This is a genomic window from Sphingomonas sp. NFX23, from assembly GCF_049887795.1.
GTDB lineage: Bacteria > Pseudomonadota > Alphaproteobacteria > Sphingomonadales > Sphingomonadaceae > Sphingomonas.
In genome coordinates this window covers 136628-159447 of record NZ_JAGEKH010000002.1, presented here as the reverse complement: position 1 = coordinate 159447, position 22820 = coordinate 136628, and the positions used below count along the sequence as shown (strand labels likewise).

General features: G+C 65.4%; 20 protein-coding genes, 2 tRNA genes and 1 pseudogene. 10 read left to right on the top strand and 13 right to left on the bottom strand.

Annotated features, from left to right (window positions below):
- Window positions 1–7 precede the first annotated feature (7 nt).
- Window positions 8–271, bottom strand: a complete 264-nt coding sequence (locus J4O76_RS04580; RefSeq protein ID WP_426280536.1) for a hypothetical protein — start codon at window positions 269–271, stop codon at window positions 8–10.
- Here J4O76_RS04580 and J4O76_RS04575 point away from each other — a divergent pair.
- Window positions 245–1087, top strand: a complete 843-nt coding sequence (locus tag J4O76_RS04575; protein ID WP_426280535.1) for an amidohydrolase family protein — start codon at window positions 245–247, stop codon at window positions 1085–1087. The two genes, J4O76_RS04580 and J4O76_RS04575, sit on opposite strands and share 27 nt — an antisense overlap.
- On the opposite strand, the gene J4O76_RS04570 is transcribed toward J4O76_RS04575, so the two are convergent.
- The 6 genes and pseudogenes from J4O76_RS04570 to moaA form a co-directional block, all read right to left on the bottom strand.
- Window positions 1084–2520, bottom strand: a complete 1437-nt coding sequence (locus J4O76_RS04570; protein WP_426280534.1) for a mannitol dehydrogenase family protein — start codon at window positions 2518–2520, stop codon at window positions 1084–1086. The genes J4O76_RS04575 and J4O76_RS04570 overlap by 4 nt on opposite strands.
- A pseudogene (locus tag J4O76_RS04565) lies at window positions 2517–2741 on the bottom strand (altronate dehydratase); the annotation flags it as partial. The pseudogene J4O76_RS04565 and the gene J4O76_RS04570, both read right to left, overlap by 4 nt.
- A 379-nt stretch (window positions 2742–3120) precedes the next feature.
- Window positions 3121–3372: a hypothetical protein gene (locus J4O76_RS04560; protein ID WP_426280533.1), complete on the bottom strand. Its 252-nt coding sequence runs from the start codon at window positions 3370–3372 to the stop codon at window positions 3121–3123.
- Window positions 3373–3690: 318 nt separating this feature from the next.
- A tRNA-Asn gene (locus J4O76_RS04555) sits at window positions 3691–3765 on the bottom strand.
- 88 nt (window positions 3766–3853) lie between these two features.
- The gene (locus J4O76_RS04550; RefSeq protein ID WP_426280531.1) at window positions 3854–4633 is read right to left on the bottom strand and encodes an NAD kinase; all 780 of its coding nucleotides are present in this window, start codon (window positions 4631–4633) and stop codon (window positions 3854–3856) included.
- Window positions 4630–5658, bottom strand: a complete 1029-nt coding sequence (moaA, locus tag J4O76_RS04545; RefSeq protein ID WP_426280530.1) for a GTP 3',8-cyclase MoaA — start codon at window positions 5656–5658, stop codon at window positions 4630–4632. The genes J4O76_RS04550 and moaA overlap by 4 nt, the downstream gene beginning before the upstream one ends.
- Window positions 5659–5782: 124 nt before the next feature.
- Here moaA and J4O76_RS04540 point away from each other — a divergent pair, with 124 nt between their 5' ends.
- The 6 genes from J4O76_RS04540 (at window position 5783) to J4O76_RS04515 (ending at window position 14186) form a co-directional block, all read left to right on the top strand.
- Window positions 5783–7456 carry an EAL domain-containing protein gene (locus tag J4O76_RS04540; protein WP_426280529.1) on the top strand — a complete coding sequence of 558 codons (1674 nt, stop codon included), beginning with the start codon at window positions 5783–5785 and terminating at the stop codon, window positions 7454–7456.
- Window positions 7453–7878 (top strand): YybH family protein, encoded by a 426-nt coding sequence (locus J4O76_RS04535; RefSeq protein WP_426280528.1) that lies wholly within the window; start codon window positions 7453–7455, stop codon window positions 7876–7878. The genes J4O76_RS04540 and J4O76_RS04535 overlap by 4 nt, the downstream gene beginning before the upstream one ends.
- A gap of 29 nt (window positions 7879–7907) precedes the next feature.
- Window positions 7908–8894, top strand: coding sequence for a DUF2891 domain-containing protein (locus J4O76_RS04530; protein WP_426280527.1), 987 nt, complete (start codon window positions 7908–7910; stop codon window positions 8892–8894).
- A gap of 68 nt (window positions 8895–8962) precedes the next feature.
- Complete coding sequence (locus J4O76_RS04525; protein WP_426280526.1) at window positions 8963–11077, top strand: prolyl oligopeptidase family serine peptidase; 2115 nt, start codon at window positions 8963–8965, stop codon at window positions 11075–11077.
- 13 nt (window positions 11078–11090) lie between these two features.
- Complete coding sequence (locus J4O76_RS04520; RefSeq protein ID WP_426280524.1) at window positions 11091–12875, top strand: DUF885 domain-containing protein; 1785 nt, start codon at window positions 11091–11093, stop codon at window positions 12873–12875.
- A gap of 267 nt (window positions 12876–13142) precedes the next feature.
- The gene (locus tag J4O76_RS04515) at window positions 13143–14186 is read left to right on the top strand and encodes a rod shape-determining protein (protein WP_056490679.1); all 1044 of its coding nucleotides are present in this window, start codon (window positions 13143–13145) and stop codon (window positions 14184–14186) included.
- A gap of 117 nt (window positions 14187–14303) precedes the next feature.
- On the opposite strand, the gene J4O76_RS04510 is transcribed toward J4O76_RS04515, so the two are convergent.
- The 3 genes from J4O76_RS04510 to J4O76_RS04500 form a co-directional block, all read right to left on the bottom strand.
- A tRNA-Ile gene (locus J4O76_RS04510) sits at window positions 14304–14379 on the bottom strand.
- A 136-nt stretch (window positions 14380–14515) separates the two neighbouring features.
- On the bottom strand, window positions 14516–14782 hold the full coding sequence (locus tag J4O76_RS04505; RefSeq protein WP_031393308.1) for a hypothetical protein: 267 nt from the start codon (window positions 14780–14782) through the stop codon (window positions 14516–14518).
- 154 nt (window positions 14783–14936) lie between these two features.
- Window positions 14937–16340 carry a M20/M25/M40 family metallo-hydrolase gene (locus J4O76_RS04500; protein WP_426280523.1) on the bottom strand — a complete coding sequence of 468 codons (1404 nt, stop codon included), beginning with the start codon at window positions 16338–16340 and terminating at the stop codon, window positions 14937–14939.
- A 123-nt stretch (window positions 16341–16463) separates the two neighbouring features.
- On the opposite strand from J4O76_RS04500, the gene ettA reads away from it, so the two are divergent.
- The 3 genes from ettA to J4O76_RS04485 are packed head-to-tail and all read left to right on the top strand — an operon-like array spanning window position 16464 to window position 19892.
- Entirely contained in the window at window positions 16464–18143 is a 1680-nt protein-coding gene (gene ettA / locus J4O76_RS04495; RefSeq protein WP_426280522.1) for an energy-dependent translational throttle protein EttA, read from the top strand.
- A gap of 4 nt (window positions 18144–18147) precedes the next feature.
- Window positions 18148–18690 carry a hypothetical protein gene (locus J4O76_RS04490; RefSeq protein ID WP_426280521.1) on the top strand — a complete coding sequence of 181 codons (543 nt, stop codon included), beginning with the start codon at window positions 18148–18150 and terminating at the stop codon, window positions 18688–18690.
- 2 nt (window positions 18691–18692) lie between these two features.
- Window positions 18693–19892: a sensor histidine kinase gene (locus J4O76_RS04485; protein WP_426280519.1), complete on the top strand. Its 1200-nt coding sequence runs from the start codon at window positions 18693–18695 to the stop codon at window positions 19890–19892.
- A gap of 182 nt (window positions 19893–20074) precedes the next feature.
- Here J4O76_RS04485 and J4O76_RS04480 read toward each other — a convergent pair whose 3' ends face one another.
- From J4O76_RS04480 to J4O76_RS04470, 3 genes are read right to left on the bottom strand one after another with little or no spacing between them, the layout of a single operon-like run.
- Window positions 20075–20806 (bottom strand): NTP transferase domain-containing protein, encoded by a 732-nt coding sequence (locus tag J4O76_RS04480; RefSeq protein ID WP_426280517.1) that lies wholly within the window; start codon window positions 20804–20806, stop codon window positions 20075–20077.
- Between the two features lies 1 nt (window position 20807).
- Window positions 20808–21899, bottom strand: coding sequence for an inositol-3-phosphate synthase (locus J4O76_RS04475; RefSeq protein WP_056050788.1), 1092 nt, complete (start codon window positions 21897–21899; stop codon window positions 20808–20810).
- A gap of 15 nt (window positions 21900–21914) precedes the next feature.
- Complete coding sequence (locus tag J4O76_RS04470; RefSeq protein WP_426280514.1) at window positions 21915–22775, bottom strand: CDP-alcohol phosphatidyltransferase family protein; 861 nt, start codon at window positions 22773–22775, stop codon at window positions 21915–21917.
- Window positions 22776–22820: the final 45 nt, after the last annotated feature.

Genomic DNA, 22820 nt, shown 5'->3' with positions numbered 1-22820 from the left:
AATGCCGCTAGCGCCGACTGATGTCCGGTACAACCATCGTGCCGGGAAAGGCTTCGATGGTGGTGGTATTTAAAAAACGGAGATCATCCGGACGGTCCGCAGCAACGGTTATATCTTCATGCCGGCGGTCGTCGCGAAACAGCGTTCGGTCACGGCGACAGGTCGATCCGATTGCCGCGCTGGCGAGCACGCGGTACGTTCTTTGGATGCAGACACAGCCGACCAGCCGAGAGAGAATCGCGGCGTGACTCGTATCGACGCGCACCAGCATTTCTGGTCCTATTCGACGTCTGTGTTCGACTGGATCGATCGCGACAGCGTGCTCGCCCAGGACTTTTTGCCTCCCGATCTAATGCCATTGTTGGACGGCGCCGCGATCGATGGCTGTATCGCGGTGCAGGCGCGGCAGACCGAAGCCGAGACCGACTGGCTGCTGGAGCTCGCGGCTGCGCATCCGCGGATCATCGGTGTGGTCGGCTGGATCGATCTGCGGGCCGGCGACATTGCCGAGCGGCTGAAGACCTGGTCGGGATCGTCCAAGCTGGTTGGCTTTCGGCATATCGTTCAGGACGAGCCGGACGACGATTTCCTGCTGACACCCGAGTTCGTGCGCGGGGTCCGGGCGACGGTCGAGCGCGGTTTCAGCTACGACATTCTCGTCAAACCTCATCAGGCGATTCATGTTCGTCGATTCTGCGATCTGGTCGCGGCGGGGCGTTCGACGGCACCGCGGCTGATCCTCGATCATGGCGCGAAGCCCGAGATCGCGCATGGTGGCTGGCAGCGTTGGGCGGATGCGATCGTCGAGATGGCGCAGGTGCCGTCGCTTTATTGCAAGATATCCGGGCTCGTCACGGAGGCGGATCACGCGACGTGGACGGCGGACCAAATCGCGCGGTATCTCGATCACCTGCTTGCGTGCTTCGGCCCTGACCGCCTGATCTTCGGCTCCGACTGGCCGGTCTGCCGCCTTGCCGCCGAGTATCGCCAGATCGTCGACCTGATCGACGGGTTCGTCACGCGCGCTTGCCCGGAGGCGCGGGACGCGATCTTCGGCGGCAATGCTCGGGCGGCGTACAGGGTCTAGAGGTTCACGCCTGACCAGTCGCCGCGGCTGATCCGTTCGGCTGCTTCGGCGATCGCGGACCGGGCGGCTGCGTCCTCGCGGAGTTCGGGTGGGAAGCCCAGTCCGGCGTCGATCAGGCGCGCGACGACCTCGGCGGGCGTTCCGTGGCGTGCCGCGTCCGCCAGGCGATCGCCGGCGGGATCGACGATCGAAATATCGTCGCGGGCACGTTGCATCAGGAACGTTACCCATGCGCCGAGCGCGGTGACGACGCCGGTGGGCATGCGACCCGCGCGGCGGTTTGCGACAAGTGTATCGCCCAGCCGGTAGGGCAGCTTCTGCGATCCGTCCTGCGCGATCTGGTCGAGCCGGTGGACGATGACCGGGTTGCGGAACCGCTGGAGCACGGCGGCGCGATAGGCATCCAGGTCGAGGCCGGGGGTGTGGGCTAGCATCGGGATGATGTCGTCGCGAATCATCGCATCGACGAACCCGGCGAGCGCCACGTCGTTCATTGCGGCCGCCACGCTCGCTGCGCCACGGAGCAGGCCGATATAAGCGAGCGTCGAATGCGCCCCGTTGAGGATCCGCAGCTTCGCCTTCTCGTAGCTGGCGACGTCGGTCGTGATCGTGGCGCCGACCGACGCGAGATCGGGGCCGAGCGGCGTGCCGATGTCCTCGATCACCCACTGCACGAAGGATTCACGCTGGACGGCGGCAAGGTCTTCGAGCCCGATCGCTTCGGCGACGTCGTCGTATAGAGCGGCGTCGGACGCCGGCGTGATCGAATCGACCATCGTCGACGGCACCCGCACTTCGCCGGCGATCCAGTCCGCCAGATCCGTGTCGCCCACGCGGGCGAAGGCGACCAGGGCCGCGTGGAGCTTGGCGCCGTTGCTGGCGAGATTGTCGCACGGCATCGGCACGAACGGGGCGACGCCCGCATTCCGGCGCGCGGCGAGGCCTGCGACCAGCCATCCCACCAGGCTGCGCGGGGTGTCAGTCCCAGCAAGATCATGGACGATATCGGCATGCGACAGGTCGAGCGTGCCGTCGGCGGCGAGGCAATAGCCCTTCTCGGTCACGGTCGACGTCACCAGTCGGACCGCGGGATCGGCGAGCAGTGCGTGCGTTTCGGTCGCGTCGTCGGGCCCGAGGAACCGGCGATGCGCACCGATCACGCGGTTCGACGATTCGGCGTCGCGGATCGCGAGCGTGTAGAGCCCGTCCTGCTCGGCAAGTGCTGCGACCGTTCGCTTGCTGCGCATCGAGACCGCCGCGATGCCCCAGCGTGGATCATGGTCCAGCAGCGCGTCGATATACGCCGCCTGATGCGCGCGGTGGAATGCGCCAGGCCCGAAATGGACGATGCCGATCGAGGGGAGGGGGCGGCCTCGCGGGCTCTCGATCGTCGCTGCAAGCTGGTCGAGCGTCGCATGGGTCAGTCGTGTCAAAGCGTTACTCCACGTTTCCAGATCGCGATCTCGCGTTCGCCATTGCGCTCGGCGGCGGTCTCGCGGCCCGATGCGATCGCGGCGATGCAGTCGAGCAACGCAGCTTCGGCCGAGGCGAACCCCTGGTCGAGCACCCGTCCGGCGTCGAAATCGATCCAGCTTTGCTTGCGCTGGGCAAGGTTACTGTTCGACGCGATCTTGATCGTCGGCACGGGGAAGCCGGGCGAGTGCCGCGGCAGGTTGCGCGGAATAGCCTGAGACAGGGTGAGCATGGTGTCGCCGGTATCGATCCGGTCGCCGATATCGCCGTCGCGTAGCAGGGTCGCGACGCCGTCGCCTGCGCGGACTATCACTGCATCGACCATTCCGAACCCTCCGCTCCATTTTCGCGTGCAGGATCGCATAGTCTCAAATCGGCGCGCGACGCACGAATAAAGCTATCGGGGAGCGTCATCGGATTGAGCAGGGAGCGCGGTAAGTCGGCGACGATTATCGGTAGTTCAGTGCATTTAAGAACCAGCGACACTCAAGCGTGCGTTTCGATGTGGCTTCAGCCGAGCCCAAGTCGATTGGACCGGTGCATGACACCGGTCCAACAGATTAGTTGCTGTCGGAATCGTCGCCATCGTCGATCGCGAGATACAGACCACCACCGACCGCAACGGCGGCAAGAGCGATGATGATGAAGCCACCGTCGGCGACCTTGGACTTCTTGACGGTCGGCGTGCCGGCGCGTGCCGACTTGATCGTCGAGAGACTCGATGCCGGGTTGGCCGAAGCCGCGTTCGCTGCAACCGGTGCGGCGAGCAGCATGAGGCCAGCCGATGCCGTGGCAAGTGACTTAAGAAACATGAAATCTCCAATGTTTGAGGGAAGCTTCATCTTAGACCATAAAGTGTCTTAACATGACATAACTTTCATAAAGTAATAAATGTTCGTTATGTCTCGGTGTCGATCGCACCGGAGAAGTTCCGAAAATACCTCGCCAAATCGCGATTATCGCGAACGTGTCTCACCTAGCTTTGGTGTTGAGCTCGAAGTCCTGGACCTCTGGGGAAGGGCAGGTCCGACACTGTCGCAGGATGAGTGCGAAGCGCTGGGCAGGTCGACGAAGAGAGGTCCGGCCTACCGGCATCTCGCAGGTAAGCGAGGACTTGTCCGGCTGGAAAATGGCTCCCTGAGTAGGATTCGAACCTACGGCCACTCGATTAACAGTCGAGAGCTCTACCGCTGAGCTATCAGGGAACGTTGCCGGAGGCGGCTCTATAAACGGCCGGTCGGACGATGCAAGCGGGTTTCGCCGCAAAAATGCAAAGTCGGCGATAAACCGTGTTCAGGCGACGAACTGTTCCATGGTGATGCGGTCGTCGAGCGCGTGCTCGGGATCGAACAGCAGCGTGAGCTCGCGGGCGCGGTCCATGCAGATGTCGACCTGCGCCACGTCGCGGATCTCGCGCTGGTCGGCGACTGCGGAGACGGGGCGTTTGCCGGGGTCGAGCACGCGGATGCGAATGCGTGCCTTGTCTGGCAGGATCGCGCCACGCCAGCGCCGGGGGCGGAACGGGCTGATCGGGGTCAGTGCGACCATGCCCGAGCCGAGCGGCAGGATCGGGCCATGCGCGGAGAGGTTGTATGCGGTCGAGCCGGCCGGTGTCGCGACGAGGATACCGTCGCAGGCGAGTTCGGCGAGGACGACGCGGTCGTTCACCGTCACTTCGAGATTGGCCGTCTGGCGGGTCTCGCGCAGGAACGAGACTTCGTTGATCGCGGGCAGCGTGTGCGTCCGGCCATCGACGCCGATCGCGGTCATACTGAGCGGGATGACCTTGAACGGTTTCGCCCGCTCCAGCCGGTCGGTAAGGCCGTGGTGGCGCCATTCGTTCATCAGGAAGCCGACGGTGCCCAGGTTCATGCCGAACACGGGGACGGGCGGCTTGCGGCGCTCCAGCATCGTGTGCAGCGTCTGCAGCATGAACCCGTCGCCGCCGAGCGCGATGACGACGTCCGCCTCCTCGACAGGCACCCACTCGCCCATGTCGGCAAGTTCCGCTTCGGCGGCACGAGCAGGCGGGGTATTGGACGCGACCAGCGCCCGCCGCTCGTACAGGCTCATCCGCCGGTGACGCTCATGTGGCGTGCGACCGCGGGTCCTTCGCCCTGGCCGATGCGGAAGTCATGCGCCTTCGGCTTGGCGAACAGACCAGCGTCGATCGCTTCGTCGAGACCAGCGGTGCCACCTTCGCGCAATGCCGCCTTCAGGTCGACCTGATCGTCATGGCCCAGGCACATGTACAGCTTGCCCTCGGTGGTCAGGCGCACCCGGTTGCAACCTTCGCAGAAATTGGCGGTCAGCGGCGAGATCAGGCCAAGACGCGTGCGCGTGCCATCGACGTTCCAATAGCGTGCGGGGCCGCCGGTCTTGTGCGCGTCGCGGGCAAGCGTGAACTGCTGTCCGAGGTCGTCGAACACCTTGGTGAGGGGTAGGAAGCGATCAGTACGGTCCTCATCGATCGCGCCGAGCGGCATCGTCTCGATCAGCGACAGGTCGAAGCCCTCGTCGCGACACCAGGCGAGCATCGGTGCGATCTCGTCCTCGTTGAAACCCTTCAGCGCGACCATGTTAATCTTGATCGCGAGCCCCGCGTCGCGTGCGGCGTAGATCCCGCCGATCACCTGCGACACGTCGCCGTGGCGGGTGATGTAGCGGAACCGCTCGGGATCGCGGCTGTCCATGCTGACGTTGACGCGGCGGATGCCAGCGTCGACCATCGCCTCGGCATGCTGCGCTAGGCGCGTGCCGTTGGTCGTCATCGTCAGCTCTTCCAGGCCACCCCCTCGTCCATTGGCGCCGATGTTGTGACCCAAGCGCTGTACCAGTTCGGCAACGTCGCGACGCACGAGCGGCTCGCCACCCGAAAGACGGATCTTTGTCACGCCGCGCGCGATGAAGCGCTCGGCGATGATCGCGATCTCTTCGAGGCTCAGCAGCTTGCTGCGCGGCAGGAACGTCATCTTTTCGGACATGCAGTACCGGCAGCGCAGGTCGCAGCGATCGGTCACCGAAATCCGCAGATACTTGATCGTGCGACCATGCGTATCGCGCAGCGGCTTTTGCTCGAGGGTGGGCGCGATCGTCATCTCCTCCGAGCTAAGACCTGACTGTCCCACTAACAAGGCCGGATCGGCTGGTATTGGATTGGCGCGCGGCGATACGGCGGCTAGGCTCGCACCGATCGAGCGAGGTGCGACGGATATGGAAGACATGCAGATCGCAACGACGCTGTTCGCGGTATCGTTCCGTCAACGTGATGAGATCGCGGAGATTTTGGCAAGCGCAGGCGCCGGTGCGGGGTGGCAGGCGGCGGTCGTGGGCGATGCCGAAGGGTTGGAAAGCCGGTTCCTGGGGAGTGGTGCCGCGGTCGCGTTGATCGATGCGCGCGGTGCGCTCGACGACGGACTATCGGCGACGCGCAGGCTGGGCGGGTTGGTCGCCACCAACGGTGCGGCGTTGCTGGTGCTGGTGTCGCGCGGCGATGTCGAGGCGATCGGCGAGTTCTTCGATGCCGGTGCGACGCAATTCCTCGCCAGTCCGGCGAGCGAAGGCGAACTGGTCCAGGCGCTGCGGTTCGCGGGGCGCCATGCCGCACGCGCATCCGGCGGCGCGATCGATCGGCGCGGGATACCGGGCGCGTCGCACTATGACAGGGAGACCGGCGAAGCGCGGCGCTGGATCGTCAGCCGTATCGCGGAGGAGCGGCCGGTGGCGGTGGTGCTGGTCGCGCTGTCGCGCCTCGACATCGTCAATGCGGCGCATGGCCGTCCCGCGGTTGATGGCCTGATCGAAGCGGCCGTGTTGCGCGCGGAGACGGTCGCGCGCCAGGCTATCGGCGTGGATGCGATGGTCGCGCGGCTCGGCGGGTCGGAGTTCGTGCTGGTGATCGAGGCGGCCGGGGCCGCGGTGACGGCGGCGATCACCGCGTTGGATGCCGCCCTCGCGCGGCCGTTCGCGGTGGCGGATACGCGTGCCGTGCTCGGCTGTCGCTTCGGCGTGGCGCAGCGCCAGCCCGGCGACGACGCGGCGGCATTGTTGCGCCGCGCGAGCGAGGCGCTGGCCGAGGCGAAGGCGAGCGACGGATCGGTGCTGCACGTCGCGCTGCCCGACGGGGTCGCGCCGATCGATGCGCTGGCGATCGACCTGCACCATGCGATCGAGCGCGACGAGATCGACCTGCGCTGGCAGCCACAGGTCGAGATCGCGAGCGGCAAGATCACGGGGGTCGAGGCGCTGGCACGCTGGAACCACAGGGCGTTGGGGCCGCTCGGAGCGGACACGCTGTTCGATGCCGCCGACCGGGCCGACCTGGGCATCGCGTTGTCGGACCATATCCAGCGGCTGGTGCTGGCGCGTGCGGTCGCATGGCCGGAGGTTTTGGGGACGTTGCGCGTGTCGCTGAACCTGACGGCGGCGGATATCACGCGGCCGGGGTTTGCCGCGCTGTTCCTGGCGCGAATCGACGAGAGTGGCTTCCCCCGCGGGCGGCTGACGGTCGAGATTACCGAGACGGGGTTGATCGAGGATCTGGCGGCGGCATCGGCGTTGTTGGCGGAACTGCGCGGGGCGGGGTGCCGGGTGGCGATCGACGATTTCGGGACGGGGTATTCCAGTCTCGCCTATCTGAAGTCGCTGCCGCTCGATTACGTGAAGATCGACAAGTCGCTGGTCCGGGACATCGACGGCAGCGCGCGCGACCGCGTGGTGGTCGCCGGCGCGATAACGATGGCGCGTTCGCTGGGGCTCGCGGTGATCGCCGAGGGGGTCGAACGGCCGTCGCAGCTCGAACTGCTCGCCGCGGGTGGATGCAGCCTGTACCAGGGCTTCCTGCTGTCCGAACCGGTCGGCGAGGCGGCTTTGCTCGAACTGATGGCGAGAGAATGATGCGTACCGTGATGATACCCCTCGCGATCGTCGCGATCGCAGCACCCGCAATCGCGCAGACGCCCGCCGAAATCGCGATCCGCAAGGGCATGGAAGCGAGCGCGGCGGGCTGGAACGCGGGCGATCTCGCGCGGTTCATGGACATCTATGCCGAGGACGCGGTGTTCGTGACGCCGAAGGGACTGCTTCGCGGCAAACCGGCGATTGCGGACAAATACCGGGCCAGCTTCAGCGGCACGGGCAATGTGCGAGGCAAGCTGTCGTTCGCGTTCCTGGAGATGCGCGGCCTGGATCCGGCGCATGCGATGCTGTTCGCACGGTGGACGCTGACCGGGGCGTCGACCAGCGAATCGGGCATGACGACTTTGGTGTTCGAACGGCGGGGTACAGCGTGGAAGATCATTTCGGATCACAGCAGCTGAATGTCCGACGAACGATGTGGGATGACACGATGACACAGCGGCTCGACCACGCGACCGCGGCACGATTTGCCGGGCTGACGCTCGGGCATCTGACCCGCGAATGGCCGTACAAGCTCGACCAGGTGCTCGACGGGCCCGGTGACCTGGCGCTGCCGAAGACGCTGCATCCGGTGTTTCACGGCAGTTTCGACTGGCATAGCTGCGTCCATGGCTGGTGGCAGGTGATGCGCCTCGCGCGACTTTTTCCCGGCATGGCGGAGGCCGCCGCTGTCGAAGCGCTGGCGGACCGGATGCTGGTGCCCGCGCTGATCGCGGGCGAGGTGGCGTATCTCGACCGACCGGGCACGGGCGGGTTCGAGCGGCCCTATGGCTGGGGGTGGCTGCTGGCGCTGCATGACGAACTCGCGCTGCGTCCCGATCGGCCTTGGGCGGCGGCGGTCGAGCCGTTAGCGTGGGCTTTCGCAGCCCGGTTCGCGGCGTATCTGCCAAAACTGATCTACCCGGTGCGTAGCGGGAAGCATGACTGCACCGCGTTCGCGCTCGTCCACGCGCTGCGCTGGGCGCGGACGCATGACGAGTCGCTCGCCGCACTGATCGAGGCGCGCACGCGGGACTGGTACGGGGACGACCGCGACTGCCGGCCGTTCGAGCCGAGCGGGGAGGATTTCCTGTCGGCAACGCTGTGCGAGGCGGCGTTGATGAAGGACGTGCTCGGGGCCGAGTTCGCGCCGTGGCTGGCGGGGTTCCTGCCCGATCCGTTCGGTGCCGTGACGGCGTGCCTGCGCTCCCCCGCGATCGTCAGCGACCGGTCGGACGGCCGGCTCGCGCATCTCGACGGGGTCAACCTGTCGCGCGCGTGGTGCTGGCGGACGATAGCCGACGCGCTGCCCGATCCTGCCGCCGCGCGCGCGATCGCCGATGCGCACCTCGCCGAAGCGCTGCCGCATCTCGCGGACGATTACATGGGCGAGCATTGGCTGGCGACGTTCGCACTCCTCGCGCTGGAGACTGAATGATCTGAAGAGAGGGGCTGGCGTAGCGAACTGCGCTGCCTAAAGTCGCATCACTGAACGATAAGAGAGTGATGATGCAAAGACGCCTGCCGTTCCTGGCCTTGCTGGCCCTTTCCACGACTGCGTTGGCCCAGACGTCGGCTCCGCCGCCCGCCGCCGATCCGAATGCGTATCTCGAGGACATCCACGGCACGCGTGCGCTCGATACGGTCAAGCGGTGGAACACGCAGTCGCTGGCCGCGCTCGAAGCAAAGCCCGGCTATGCCCGCTACCGCCAGCGCGCGCTCGACCTGTTGCAGGCGGACCGCCAGATCGCGACGCCCGACCAGATCCTCGGCGATCAGGTGCTGAACCTGTGGCAGGACAAGACGAACGTGCGCGGGCTTTGGCGGGTCGCGTCGCTGGCCTCGTTCACCAGCGGCAAGCCGGTGTGGCGGACGCTGATCGACGTCGATGCGCTCGGCAAGGCGGAGGGCAAGAGCTGGGTGTGGAAGGGCGCGACCTGCCGCTCGCCGTCCTACGATCGCTGCATGGTCGCGCTGTCGAACGGCGGCGGCGATGCGGTCGAGGAGCGTGAGTTCGACATCCCCACGGGCAAGTTCGTCGCGGACGGTTTCGTCGTGCCGAGCTTCAAGACCGGGCTGAACTGGGCGGGCCCGAACGCGCTGTACGTGGCGACGAATTTCGGCGCTGGCAGCCTTACAAAGTCGGGCTATCCGCGGACCGTGAAGCGGTGGCAGCGCGGCACGCCGCTCTCGGCCGCGGCCACCGTGACGAGCGCGACGCCGGACGATGTCGGGATCGAAACCAGCGTCTTCACCGATGGCGACCGGCGCTATCCGCTAGTGTCGCGCAACGTCGATTTCTTCCATTCGAAGCGTAGTCACATCGCCGAGAATGGCCGGCTGGTGCCGTCGCCGTTGCCAGATGATGCCGAGATCAACGCCGTCCTCGATGGCCGGTTGATCGCGACACTGGCGTCCGACTGGAAGGGGATTCCGAGCGGGTCGGTCGTGGCGTATTCGATTGCCGACGTGCTGGCAGGCCACGCGCCGACGATCGAGCGCGTGCTGGTACCGACCGCGACGCAGGCGGTGGAGCAGGTCGATTCGAGCAAGTCGGTGCTGTGGGTGAAAATGCTCGACGACGTCTCTGGCCGGCTCGTGTCGCTGACGCGCGGTGCGGATGGCATCTGGACGCAAGGCGTCGCGACGCTGCCGACCGCGTCGACGATCCACCTCGATGCGACCGCGGGCAAGGACGACGTCGCGTTCGCGGTTGTCGAAAGCTTCCTCAGCCCGCCCGCGCTTTATGCCGTCCGCCCCAATGCGAAGCCGGTGGCGGTCGACACACTGCCCGCGCGGTTCGATGCCTCGACGATGCAGGTCGAACAGCGGTTCGCGACGTCGAAGGACGGGACGAAGATCCCGTATTTCCTGGTTCGGAAGAAAGGCACGACCGGGCCAGTGCCCGCGCTGGTCCACGCGTACGGCGGGTTCCGCAATGCGCAGACGCCGACCTACCTCGTTGACCAGCCCTATCGTTCGGGCCCGGCCGGGCTGTTCTGGGTCGAGGAGGGCAACGCGTTCGTGCTCGCCAACATCCGTGGCGGTGGCGAATACGGGCCGCGCTGGCACCAGATGCCGCTGCGCGAGAACCGGCAAAAGGCGTATGATGATCTCCACGCGGTCGGCGACGATCTTGTCCGGACCGGGGTCAGTGCCAAGCGCAAGATCGCGGTATCCGGCCGGTCGAACGGTGGCCTGCTGGTCGGCGTCGCGATGGAGCAACGTCCCGACCTTTACGGCGCGATCGTGATGGGATCGCCGCTGCTCGACATGCAGCGCTATTCGCATCTGTCGGCGGGCGCGTCGTGGATCGGCGAATATGGCGACCCGGACAAGCCTGCGGACTGGGCGTTCATCTCGAAATATTCGCCGTACCAGAACCTGAAACGCGGCGTGCAATACCCGACGCCGTTCATCTACACCTCGACCGAAGACGACCGCGTCCACCCCGGCCACGCGCGCAAATTCGCCGCGCGGCTGGAGGCGTATGGCGATCCGTTCTTTTATTACGAGAACCCGGAAGGCGGCCATGCGGCGGGCGCCGACAAGATCGAGGACGCCAAGCGCGCCGCGCTCGTCACCGTCTATCTGAACGCGCAACTCGCGCCACAGCGCTGATCGTCAGGAATCCATGATGCGTAATTTCCGTCTGTTGCTCAGCGCCGCGATGCTCGCGCTGCCGGTTTCATCTATCCCTGCGCCCGTACTGGCCGCGCAAGCGAACGAGAATTCGGCGTTCGCGTCGCTCTCGAAGCGCTACGTCGATGGCCTCGCCCGCCTCAATCCGTCGTCGGCGACATCGCTCGGCGATCACCGCTTCGACGCACAGGTCACCGACATGTCCGCCGCAGGGCGTGCCAAGCGTGAGGCGTTCTCGAAGGCGATGCTCGTCGATCTCCAGCGGATCGACCGCAAAGCCCTGTCGCGCGAGGAGCAGGTCGATGCGGCGCTGCTCGACAATGCGCTGCGCTACGACATCTGGGATACCGAGACGCTCGGCGGGTGGGCGTGGGATCCGCAGGTCTATAACGACATCGCCGGCAGCTCGCTCTATTCGCTCGCCGCGCGGGACTTCGCGCCGTGGCCGCAGCGGCTGAACGCGGCGACCGCGCGGATGGCGGCGCTCCCCGCGTTGCTGGCGCAGGCGCGCGCCAACATCGTGGTGGCCCGCGTACCGTCGATCTACGCGACGACCGTGGCCAAGCAGAACAGCGGCATCGTCGACATCGCCGAAAGCATGCTCGCGCCACACAAGGGCGAATTGTCCGCAGCGGACGCCAAGCGGTTCGACGCCGCGCTCGCGAGACTGAAGGCGGCGGTTGCCGAGCATCAGGTCTGGCTCGACAAGACGCTCGTGCCCGGTGCGAAGGGCGACTTCCGCCTCGGCGCGGCGCTCTACGACAAGAAGCTCGGCTTCGCGCTGCAATCCGACCTCACCCGGGCCGAGATCAAGCGCCGCGCGCAGGCCGCGATCGTCGACACGCGCGCGCAGATGTACGCGATCGCACGCCAGATATTTGGCGCCAAGAAGGGCGCGCTGCTGCTTCCCGACAAGCCGTCCGAAGCGCAGCAACAGGCCGCGATCCAGCTCGCACTCGAACTCACCTACGCCAAGCGCCCAGCACGCGACGGCATGATTGACGCCTCGACCAAGGCTCTGGCGCAGGCGACCGCCTTTGTCCGCGACAAGGGGCTGGTCGGCATGCCCGACAGCCCGGTGAAGATCATCACCATGCCCAAGTTCCAGCAGGGCGTCGCGGTTGCCTACTGCGATTCCCCCGGCCCGCTGGAAAAGAACCTCGGCACGTTCTTCGCCGTCTCGCCGATCCCCGACGACTGGACCGAGGCGCAGGCGACCTCGTTCCTGAGTGAATATAACGACTACATGATCCACGACCTCGCGGTGCACGAGGCGATGCCGGGGCATTACCTCCAGCTCGCGCACGCCAACGCGACTCAGTCGACGTTGCGCGCGGTGCTCGGCTCGGGGCCGTTCGTCGAGGGCTGGGCGGTGTATGCGGAGGGCATGATGGCGGACGAGGGCTATCTGAATGGCGATCCGCTGTTCAAGCTGACGGTGCTCAAGATGCGGCTGCGCTCGATCTCGAACTCGCTGCTCGACATCGGTATCCACACCGAGGGCATGACTCGCGAGCAGGCGATGCAGCTGATGACGCACACCGCGTTCCAGCAGGAGCGCGAGGCGGCGGGCAAATGGGTCCGCGCCTCGCTGGGTTCGACTCAGCTGCTGAGCTATTTCACCGGCTATTCGGAGCACATGGCGTTGCGGGAAGAGGCCAAGAAGCGGCAGGGCGCGGCGTTCGATCTCAAGCGCTACAACGACGCGTTGCTCGCCCATGGTTCGCCGCCAGTGCGCTACGTCCGCGAACTGCTGTTCGACCTGCCGATCGGATGACGGCAGGCGGGTGCACGTAACGCATATCCCGTGGTCGATCCGTTCATCGGCACGGGCGGCGAGGGGCATGTCTCGCCCGGCGCAGTACGCCGTTCGCGGCCCTCGCGACACTATTCGACGACACCGTACGGAGAACACCGTCGTGATCGTCGTTGGGTTCGCCCGTCCGGGCGCAGAGCGATTGACGCGGATCGCACTACGCCGACAGCGTATGGTTTCATACAGTGGCCACGGTAACGGGCGCACGCTTTCAGATTGTCATAGCCCATGCGTCTTCCTCGCCTGTTCAGCCGCCCGTCGAACGACATGGCGATCGATCTCGGAACGGTGAACACCGTCGTCTACCTGCGCGGTCAGGGCATCGTCCTGAACGAACCGTCGGTGGTGGCGATCGAAACGCGCAATGGCGTCCAGCAGGTGCGCGCGGTCGGTGCCGAAGCGAAATTGATGATGGGCAAGACGCCCGACGGGATCGAGACCATCCGGCCGATGCGTGACGGCGTGATCGCCGATCTCGACGTCGCCGAGCAGATGATCAAGTTCTTCATCGAAAAGGCGCACGGCGGGCCCAGCCGACTGCCACGCCATCCCGAGATCGCGATCTGCATCCCGTCCGGCGCGACCCTGGTCGAGCGTCGCGCGATACGCCAGGCGGCATCCAATGCCGGCGCGCGCAAGGTATATCTGATCGAAGAGCCGATGGCGGCGGCGATCGGTGCCGGACTGCCGGTGACCGAACCGGTCGGGGCGATGGTCGTCGATATCGGCGGTGGCACGACCGAAGTGGCGGTGCTGTCGCTGCGAGGACTTGCCTACAGCACGTCGGCGCGGGTCGGCGGCGACAAGATGGACGAGGCGATCAGTTCGATGATTCGTCGCAAGCACAATCTGATGATCGGCGAAGCCACCGCAGAACGCGTCAAGCTGGCGGTCGGCATGGCGCGAATGCCGGAGGATGGAATCGGCGAGGTCATGCGCGTCAAGGGACGCGACTTGCGTGCAGGGGTGCCACGCGAGATCGAGGTGACGCAGGCTGATATCGCGGCGTCGTTGGCGGATCTGATCGGCCAGATCGTCGAAACCGTGCTGACTGCGCTGGAAAAGACCGAACCCGAACTGGCCGCCGATATCTGTGATCAGGGCATCGTCATGACGGGCGGCGGATCGCTGCTCGCGCGGATCGACGAAGTGTTGTCGGACGCGACGGGGCTGCCCGTCACGGTCGCCGAGAACGCGCTGACCTGCGTCGCGATCGGTGCGGGCCGCGCGATGGAAGAGCCTGTCTATCAGGGAGTGATGACGGAAATCTGATTTACCGGGACACCGGCGCTCTGCGGTTTCGGCAACGTCGTCATGCACTGCACGTCGTGAAGCGCTCGAACCCGACATCGGCTTTCAAGCGCTTGGCTCGATGACAGGGCGAGAGGTTGGTGGGCCCGGCAGGAATCGAACCCGCAACCTAGCCGTTATGAGCGGCCAGCTCTAACCGTTGAGCTACAGGCCCCACCGGCGCCTGCGTTAGCGCAAGCGATCGGCCCGCAAAAGGGCGCACAAGCAAAACGGCAAAGAAAAAGGGCGCTCCCGAAGGAACGCCCTTTCCGACACTAATACTCTATCGAGCGCGAAAGCCCGACAGGGTCTTAGTTCATGTTGTCGGTCTTCTCGTCGGCAGCGTCACGGACGTTGTCGGCAGCTGCGTTCATGTTGTCAGCAGCGTTCTCGAGCACGTCGGTAGCGACTGCGTTCGAGGTGTTGTCCGCCATGGCGTCCATGTTGTCAGCCTGCATTTCCATGTTGTCAGCCAGCATGTCCGCGTTGTTCTCAACTGCGGCGGCTTCTGGCGACTTGCTGCAGGCTGCGACGGACATCAGGCCGGCGGCAGCAGCGATCAGAACGATCTTCTTCATTCGAATGCTCCCAAGCATAGTTTCACTCGCGGCCGACCCGATTGCCGTCGCGAAGTCACGTCAAATAGCGGCCCCCGGCGGGCGGTCAATCCGCTAAATTCATCTGTCCGCAAGGTTTGCGGCAGAACGATGACAGATTGGTTCATGCAATTCGTCACTTCTGGGGCACAATTGACCCGATTTCCTCGGGCGCATTGGCCACTGTCGCGATCACCGTGGTCCAAGCCGCGACGTTCTGGCGGAGCTGTTCGGGGTCTATCAGATCCAGCGTGTCCTCGGGCGTATGGTGGTAGTCGAAGTAGCGCAGGCCCGACTGGTTGAGGTCGATTCCCGCGACCCCCGTGGCGATCACCGGGCCGACATCGGTGCCGCCATGCGGGGCATCGGCGCCGCGAACGATCCCGAGCGGGGCGAGCGCGACCGCCAGGCGATCCTCGATCGGCTTGGCAGCGTCGGGCAGGCTGCTCTCGAACCGCCAGACGCGATCGGCACCGAAATCCGATTCGGCGGCAGTCGCATGGCGTTCGCCGGCGTGCGCCTTGGCGTAGGCGGCTCCGCCGAAGCCGCCGCTCTCCTCGTCGCCGAACCAGACGACGCGGATGGTGCGGCGTGGGCGCTGGCCGCCGTCCATGACGATCTTGGCGGCCGCCGCGGTGATCGCGATGCCCGCGCCGTCATCGATCGCGCCGGTGCCGAGGTCCCAGCTGTCGAGATGGCCACCGACCAGCACGATCCCGGCCTTGGGGTCGGTGCCGGGGACTTCGGCGACGACGTTGCCCGATTCGCGCATGCCGACCTGCTTGTCTTCGAGCACCAGTTTCAGCGTCACCGGCTTGCCGAGCTTCACCAGCCGCTCGACATGCTCGGCGTCCGCGACCGACAGCGCGGCCGCGGGGATCGGCGTCACGCCCGCATCGAAATTGGTGTTGCCCGCGTGCGGCCCGCGGCCGTGATCGGTACCGATCGACCGGATCACGATCGCCGCCGCGCCCTTCTTGGCGGCGACGTTCGGTCCGACGAAGCGCGCGGTGCCCTGCGATCCATAGCTCGACCCGTCTTGGGTCGGCTGCATCGCGTTCGACACGAAGGCGATCTTGCCCTTCAGGCTACCGTCGGCGGCGAGCGCGAGGTCGTTGTACGTCGGGAAATACACGATCGGCAGGGTCAGCCCGCCCGGCGGCGTCGCGCCCGAATTGCCGAGGCCGACCAGATGCAGCTTCTGCGCATAGGGCGCGACCAGCTCACCACTCTCCGTGCCGCGCGACCAGACCGGCAGCTGGTATGGCTCGATCCGCACGTTCTTGAACCCGAGCGCCTTCAGCTTGGCGACCGACCAGGCGCGCGCCCGCGGTGCCGCCTCGGTGCCGGTCATCCGCGGGCCGACCTCGGTCGTGATGCCCTCGACGATCTTGTACGCCGTATCGTCGGTCAGCGCCTTGTCACGAAGTGCTGCAACCCTCGCGTCGACCGCGGTTGCCGGGGCGGCGGTACGCTGCGCCGCAAGAGGAACGGCGGTGATTGCGGCACAGGCCGCCAGAAATGGTGCGATACGCGTCATCAGCAATTCCCCTTGGTGTCGGCCTCCTTCGTTAGGTCCCAGCTCGCGCGTTGCCAACCTTCGCGGCTGCCCTTACATGCGCAGATCAATCCCTCCCTCACGAACACCCGAACGGAGACCCCCGTGGCCGGCCAATACGCCTATGTCATGAAGGACATGACGAAGACCTTCCCCGGCGCGCCCAAGCCGGTGCTGTCGAACATCAATCTGCAATTCTATCATGGCGCCAAGATCGGCATCGTCGGCCCCAACGGCGCGGGCAAGTCGACGCTGATCAAGATCATGGCCGGCATCGACAAGGACTATACCGGCGAAGCCTGGCCGGGCGAGAACGTTACCGTCGGCTATCTGGAGCAGGAGCCGCAGCTCGACGCCACCAAGACCGTGCTGGAGAACGTCAAGGACGGCGCGCGCGGTGTCGCGGACATGGTCGATCGCTTCAACGCAATCTCCGCCGAGATGGGCGATCCCCAGGACGACACCGACTTCGACGCGCTGCTCGAGGAGATGGGGACGCTTCAGGAGCAGATCGACGCGATCGACGGCTGGACGCTCGACAACCAGCTCGAGGTCGCGATGGAGGCGCTGCGTTGCCCGCCGGGCGACTGGCCGGTCGACAAGCTGTCGGGTGGTGAGAAGCGCCGCGTCGCGCTGACCCGCCTGCTGATCCAGAAGCCGGGTATCCTGTTGCTGGACGAGCCCACCAACCATCTCGACGCGGAAAGCGTCCAGTGGCTGGAGAACCATCTGAAGGATTATGCGGGCGCGGTGCTGATGATCACCCATGACCGCTATTTCCTCGACAACGTCGTCGGCTGGGTGCTCGAACTCGATCGTGGCAAGTATTTCCCGTACGAGGGCAATTACTCGACCTATCTCGAGAAGAAGGCCAAGCGCCTTGAGCAGGAGGATCGCGAGGAATCCGGTCGTCAGACCGCGATCAAGAACGAGCTCGAATGGATTCGTCAGGGTGCCAAGGCGCGCCAGACCAAGTCCAAGGCGCGTATCGCCAACTTCGAACGCCTCGTCTCCGCACAGGAGAACCGCTCGCCGGGCAAGGCGCAGATTGTCATCCAGGTGCCCGAGCGTCTCGGCGGCAAGGTCATCGAGCTCGACAACGTCTCCAAGGCTTACGGCGACAAGCTGCTGTTCGAGAACCTCTCGTTCACGCTGCCCGCGGGCGGTATCGTTGGTGTCATCGGTCCCAACGGCGCCGGCAAGTCGACGCTGTTCAAGCTGATCACTGGGCAGGAGACGCCGGACAGCGGCACGATCGACAAGGGTTCGACCGTGCGGCTCGGCTATGTCGACCAGAGCCGCGACCATCTCGACGACAAGAAGAACGTCTGGGAGGAGATTTCCGACGGTCTCGATTCGATGAAGGTGAACGGGTTCGACCAGTCGACGCGCGCCTATGTCGGGGCGTTCAACTTCAAGGGCCAGGACCAGCAGAAGAACGTCGGCAAGCTGTCGGGCGGCGAGCGCAACCGCGTCAACATCGCCAAGATGTTGAAGCGCGGCGGCAACGTGCTGCTGCTCGACGAGCCCACCAACGATCTCGATGTCGAGACCTTGGGCGCGCTCGAGGAAGCGATCGAGAACTTCGCCGGGTGCGCGGTGGTGATCAGCCACGACCGCTTCTTCCTGGATCGTCTCGCCACGCACATCCTGGCGTTCGAGGGCAACAGCCATGTCGAATGGTTCGAGGGCAATTTCGAATCCTACGAAGAGGACAAGCGCCGCCGTCTGGGCGATGCGGCGGATCGTCCTACCGCGCTGTCCTATAAGAAGCTGACGCGCTGACCCGATGTTGCGGGGGCTCGACGAGGAACTGGTCGCTCACAAATACGCGCAGGTAGAGCGCGAGCGCCGGTTTCCCGTCGATCCGGCGCGTCGGCCCGATCTGGCCGACGCGCCGTATATCCTGATCGAGGACCGGTACATTGAGGGCACGCGGCTAAGGCTGCGCGCCATGACCGATAGCGGCTCGGGGCGTGTGGTCCTGAAGATCGGCAAGAAACACGACGTTGCCGACGTGCTGAGCAGGCCGACGGTCACGACGTATCTTGATCGGGACGAGTATGACCTGCTGGCGAAACTGCCGGCACGATCGTTGAGGAAACGCCGGTATCGGGTGGGTGCTGATTTCGGCATCGACCTGTTCGAAGGAGCGCTCGCCGGGCTCGAACGCGCCGAGATCGAGCAGGACGACGCGGCCACTTTGACGTCGATCGTCAGCCCCGAATGGGCAATCGCGGAAGTCACGCATGATCCGCGATTCCAGGGTGGGCGATTGAGCCTGCTGGATGCGGCAGGCGTGACGAGACTTATTGCCAGTAACATCGAGTGAGTATGACGGTTATCGAACAATCTCCCGGCGGCGATCGGCCCCCTGGCGCAGGCGAACTCGAATATCGTCTTCGCCAGCAGTCGATCCTGGCCGACTTCGGGATCGAGGCGCTGCGGGCGCGGGATCTGCAGCCGATGTTGCAGCGCGCGACCGAGTTGTGCGGCGAGGGGATGCGGTCGAAATACTGCAAGTTCCTCGAATACCGTCCCGAACAGAACACCTTGTTGGTCCGCGCCGGGATCGGCTGGGCGCCGGGGGTGGTCGGATCGACCGAAATGCGTACCGACCTCGGCTCGCCGGCGGGGTTCGCGCTGGAGACCGGGCTGCCGGTGATCTCGAACCACCTTGAGAACGAACAGCGCTTCCGGACGCCGGAGTTCATGGCGCAGCACAATATCCGCCGCGCGATCAATGTGCTGGTCGAGACCTCGGGCAAGCGCTTCGGCGTGCTCGAGGTCGACAGCCCCGACGAGGGCAAGTTCGAGCCCGCCGACTTCGCGTTCATGCAGGGGTTTGCGAACCTCATAGGCGTGGCGATCGAGCGGCAGCAGGCGGAGCAGCGGCTGAGCGAGGCGATGGAGCATCAGGAGCTTCTCACGCGGGAGGCTAGCCACCGGGTGAAGAACAGCCTGGCTCTGGTGTCGGCGATGCTCAACCTCCAGATGCAGGAGGACGACGATCCGCGGATCCGGCGGCTGCTGGGCGATGCGCAGGCGCGGATCACTGCGATCGCACAGACGCACGACCAGCTCTGGCGTGGCGATCAGGTCGGCATCGTCGCGCTCAACGATCTGGTCTGCGGGATCGCGACGGGGCTGGGCGAGCAATCGCTCACCCACCGGATCGACTGCGATATCGAGGCGATCCTTATCAGCGCGGACGTGGCGATCCCGATGGGGTTGCTGGTCACCGAACTGGTCACCAACGCGATCAAGTACGCGTATGGCGACGACGGCGGCGTGATCCTGGTCACGGTGCGCAGTGCGGACGGGCGGATCGTGTTGACCGTGTCCGACGAGGGCGATGGGTTGCCGGCCGACTTCGACTTGAAGACGGCATCGCGGAAAAGCCTCGGAATGCGGATGATCGGCAGCCTCGCGCGGCAGTTGCGCGGGACGGTGACGATCGAGAATGCTGAGCTGGGGACATGCGCGACGCTGGACGTGCCTGATCCTCGGGTCGAGGAAGCCTCGGCGTCCTAACGATACTCCGTCATCCTGACGAAAGTCAGGACCCAGAGCCCAGAGAGCTCCACTCGTAACACTGGATCCTGACTTTCGTCAGGATGACGGGGTTTATCGTTCTCCTGCGAACGCAGGAGTCCAGGGTAATGAAGCGTGACGATCGTGACCCTGGGCTCCTGCGTTCGCAGGAGAACGGTGGCTTACGCCGCGACGGCATCTGCCTTGGTCGCCATCCACGCTTCGGCCTTTGCCAGGGCGGGGGCGTCGTCAACGTCGATCCAGTCGATGTCGCTGCAGTCCACGATCCGGGCCAAGCCTTGCGCGGCAAGCAGGCGGACGCCTTCGGTGAGCGAGGGGCTCACGAGCGTGACCAGCGCGTCCGACAGCGCAGGGCCGATCGCGAAGACGCCGGTGTCGTAGCAGTCGTGTGGTTCGAGGCCCTTGCCGATCGCGACGATGCGGTCGCCTTCGGTGGCGACGCAGGTGACGTCCTCGGGATCGACCCAATCGTGGCCGAGGCGCCGGTCGATGCCGAGGCGCAGACCACCGCCAGCGCCGGCTTTCGCCATGCGGGCGTAGAGTTCGGGGCTGACGAGGTGATCGCACATCGCGAGGATCGCGTCGCTGCCCGCCAGCGCATCGCGCGCCGCCAGTACCGAAACGCCGTTCGGTTCGCGGTGATCGGCGAGAACCGTCTCGACCTTCAACGGCCAACGCCGGCTCGCGAGATACGCCTCGATCGCCTCACGCCCGTAACTCACCGTCACGATCGCGCGCGCAAAGCCGGCCTCGGCCAGTCCTTCGAGCGCGTGAGCGATCAACGGCCGCCCCGCGACCGCGCAGAGCGGCTTGTACGGGGCGGAGGTGCGGAGGCGGCTGCCTTCCCCGGCGGCGAGGATGATCGCCGTTTGAATCCGGGGCGTATCGATCATGTCAGGCGGCCTTGATGAACCGCTCGACTTCGATCTGCGCGAGATCGTCGGTCATCTGCGTGCGCGGGTGCTTGCAGAAATAGGCCGATGCAGGGTCGATCACGCCGGCGATGCCGCGATCCTTGGCGATCTTGGCGCAGCGGATCATGTCGATCGCGACACCCGCCGAGTTGGGACTGTCCTCGACCGAGAGACGCAGCTCGATGTTCATCGGCACGCCGCCGAACAGCTGGCCTTCCATGCGCAGGAAGCAGACCTTGTTGTCGTTCTGCCAGGGCACATAGTCCGACGGGCCGATATGGACGTTGTCGTCGTCCATCCGCTCGGCCGCAACCGACTGGACGGCTTCGGTCTTCGAGATCTTCTTCGACTCGAGCCGGCGATGGTTCGACATGTTAAGGAAGTCGGTGTTGCCGCCGGTGTTGAGCTGGTAGGTGCGATCCAGCTTCACGCCGCGCTTGGCGAACAGGTCGGTCAGCACGCGGTGGACGATCGTCGCGCCGAGCTGTGCCTTGATGTCGTCGCCGATGATCGCGACGCCTGCGTCTTCGAACTTCTTCGCCCAGACCGGGTTCGATGCGATGAACACGGGGATGTTGTTGACGAACGCAACGCCTGCTTCAATCGCGCATTCGGCGTAGAATTCGGTCGCTTCCTGCGAACCGACCGGCAGGTAGTTCATCAGCACATCGGCGCCCGATGCCTTCAGCTCGGCGATGACCTCTTCACGCGTCGGCTCGGCGGCGTCGGAGACCAGGAACGTACGGTCGTCCTTGAAGTCGGCCATGTGGTCCGCGACGCCGTCCAGCTTCTTGCCCATCTTCACGATCGTGCCGGTGTTGCCGACATTGGGTGCGAACACAGCGGTGCAGTTCGGCTTGGCGAAGATCGCCTCGGCGACGTCCTTGCCGACCTTGCGGCGATCGACGTCCCAGGCCGCGACGACCTTGATGTCGCTCGGCTTGTAGCCACCCATGTCGAAATGCATCAGGCCAACCTGGTCGTTTGCCCCCTCGCGATAATGCTCGAGGCCCTGGACGAGCGAGCTCGCGCAGTTGCCGATGCCGACCACGGCGATCCGAATGCTATTCATTACTGACCCTGTTCCTTACGAAAGATGCATGCGCGACGCGGTCTTTGGTCGCGTTGCGGAAGTATTACGAACGAAAGCCCGCTCGACACGACGGTGCCAGACGAGCCCGACGATGGCCACGAGCGTCAAAGGGACGATTTCGAACCACCAGAAGATGCGTGGGTTGCCCGCGAAGCAGGCGACGAAGATCGCCCATACCCGGACATTCGCGGTAAGCAAGGCCATGAAGCGCAACGGTGCGACGGCGCGGGCACCGTACAGGGCCCCGAGCGCGACCGGATCCGCGGACTGACCGAGCGTGCGTTCGAACGGCATGGCAATCCGGTCGATGCTGCTCGCGACGCCATCATAGAAGCGGACGAGCGCGTTGCCGGTCGGAACGGGGAGCGCTTCGAGCGCCACGCCTTTGATCCGGCGATGGAAGCGCGAGCGCTCGCCTTCGTACATGTTCGACTGAACGGCATGCGCGCCACCAGCCGCGACTGCGAGGACCCAGGCCTCGGGCGTGTCGATCGTCAGCGCGAGCGAGATGTAGATCAGCGCGAAGACGCCGTGATCGCACAATCCGTCGAGCATGCGACCGAGTGGGCTCGCAGTCTTGGTCGCGCGGGCGACCATGCCGTCGAGTCCGTCGGCGATCAGCCATCCCATCGACAGCACCAGGCCGACCAGCGCGAGCGCCCAGTTTCCCCATTGCGTGTAGGCGAGCGCCGCTGCTCCGCCGAGGCAAAGCCCCGCCACCGACACCGAATTGGCCGAGATTCCACGCGACAACGCGATCGGCAAAAGCGCACGGCCTGCCGGGTGAATCAGCCAAAGATTAGATGGGATCTCGATCCGGCGATCGCGCGATCCATCCGGTGGAGCCACTGTCATAGGATTTTCATAATGCGCCGGATGGGCGATTTATGCAAGGCGGCG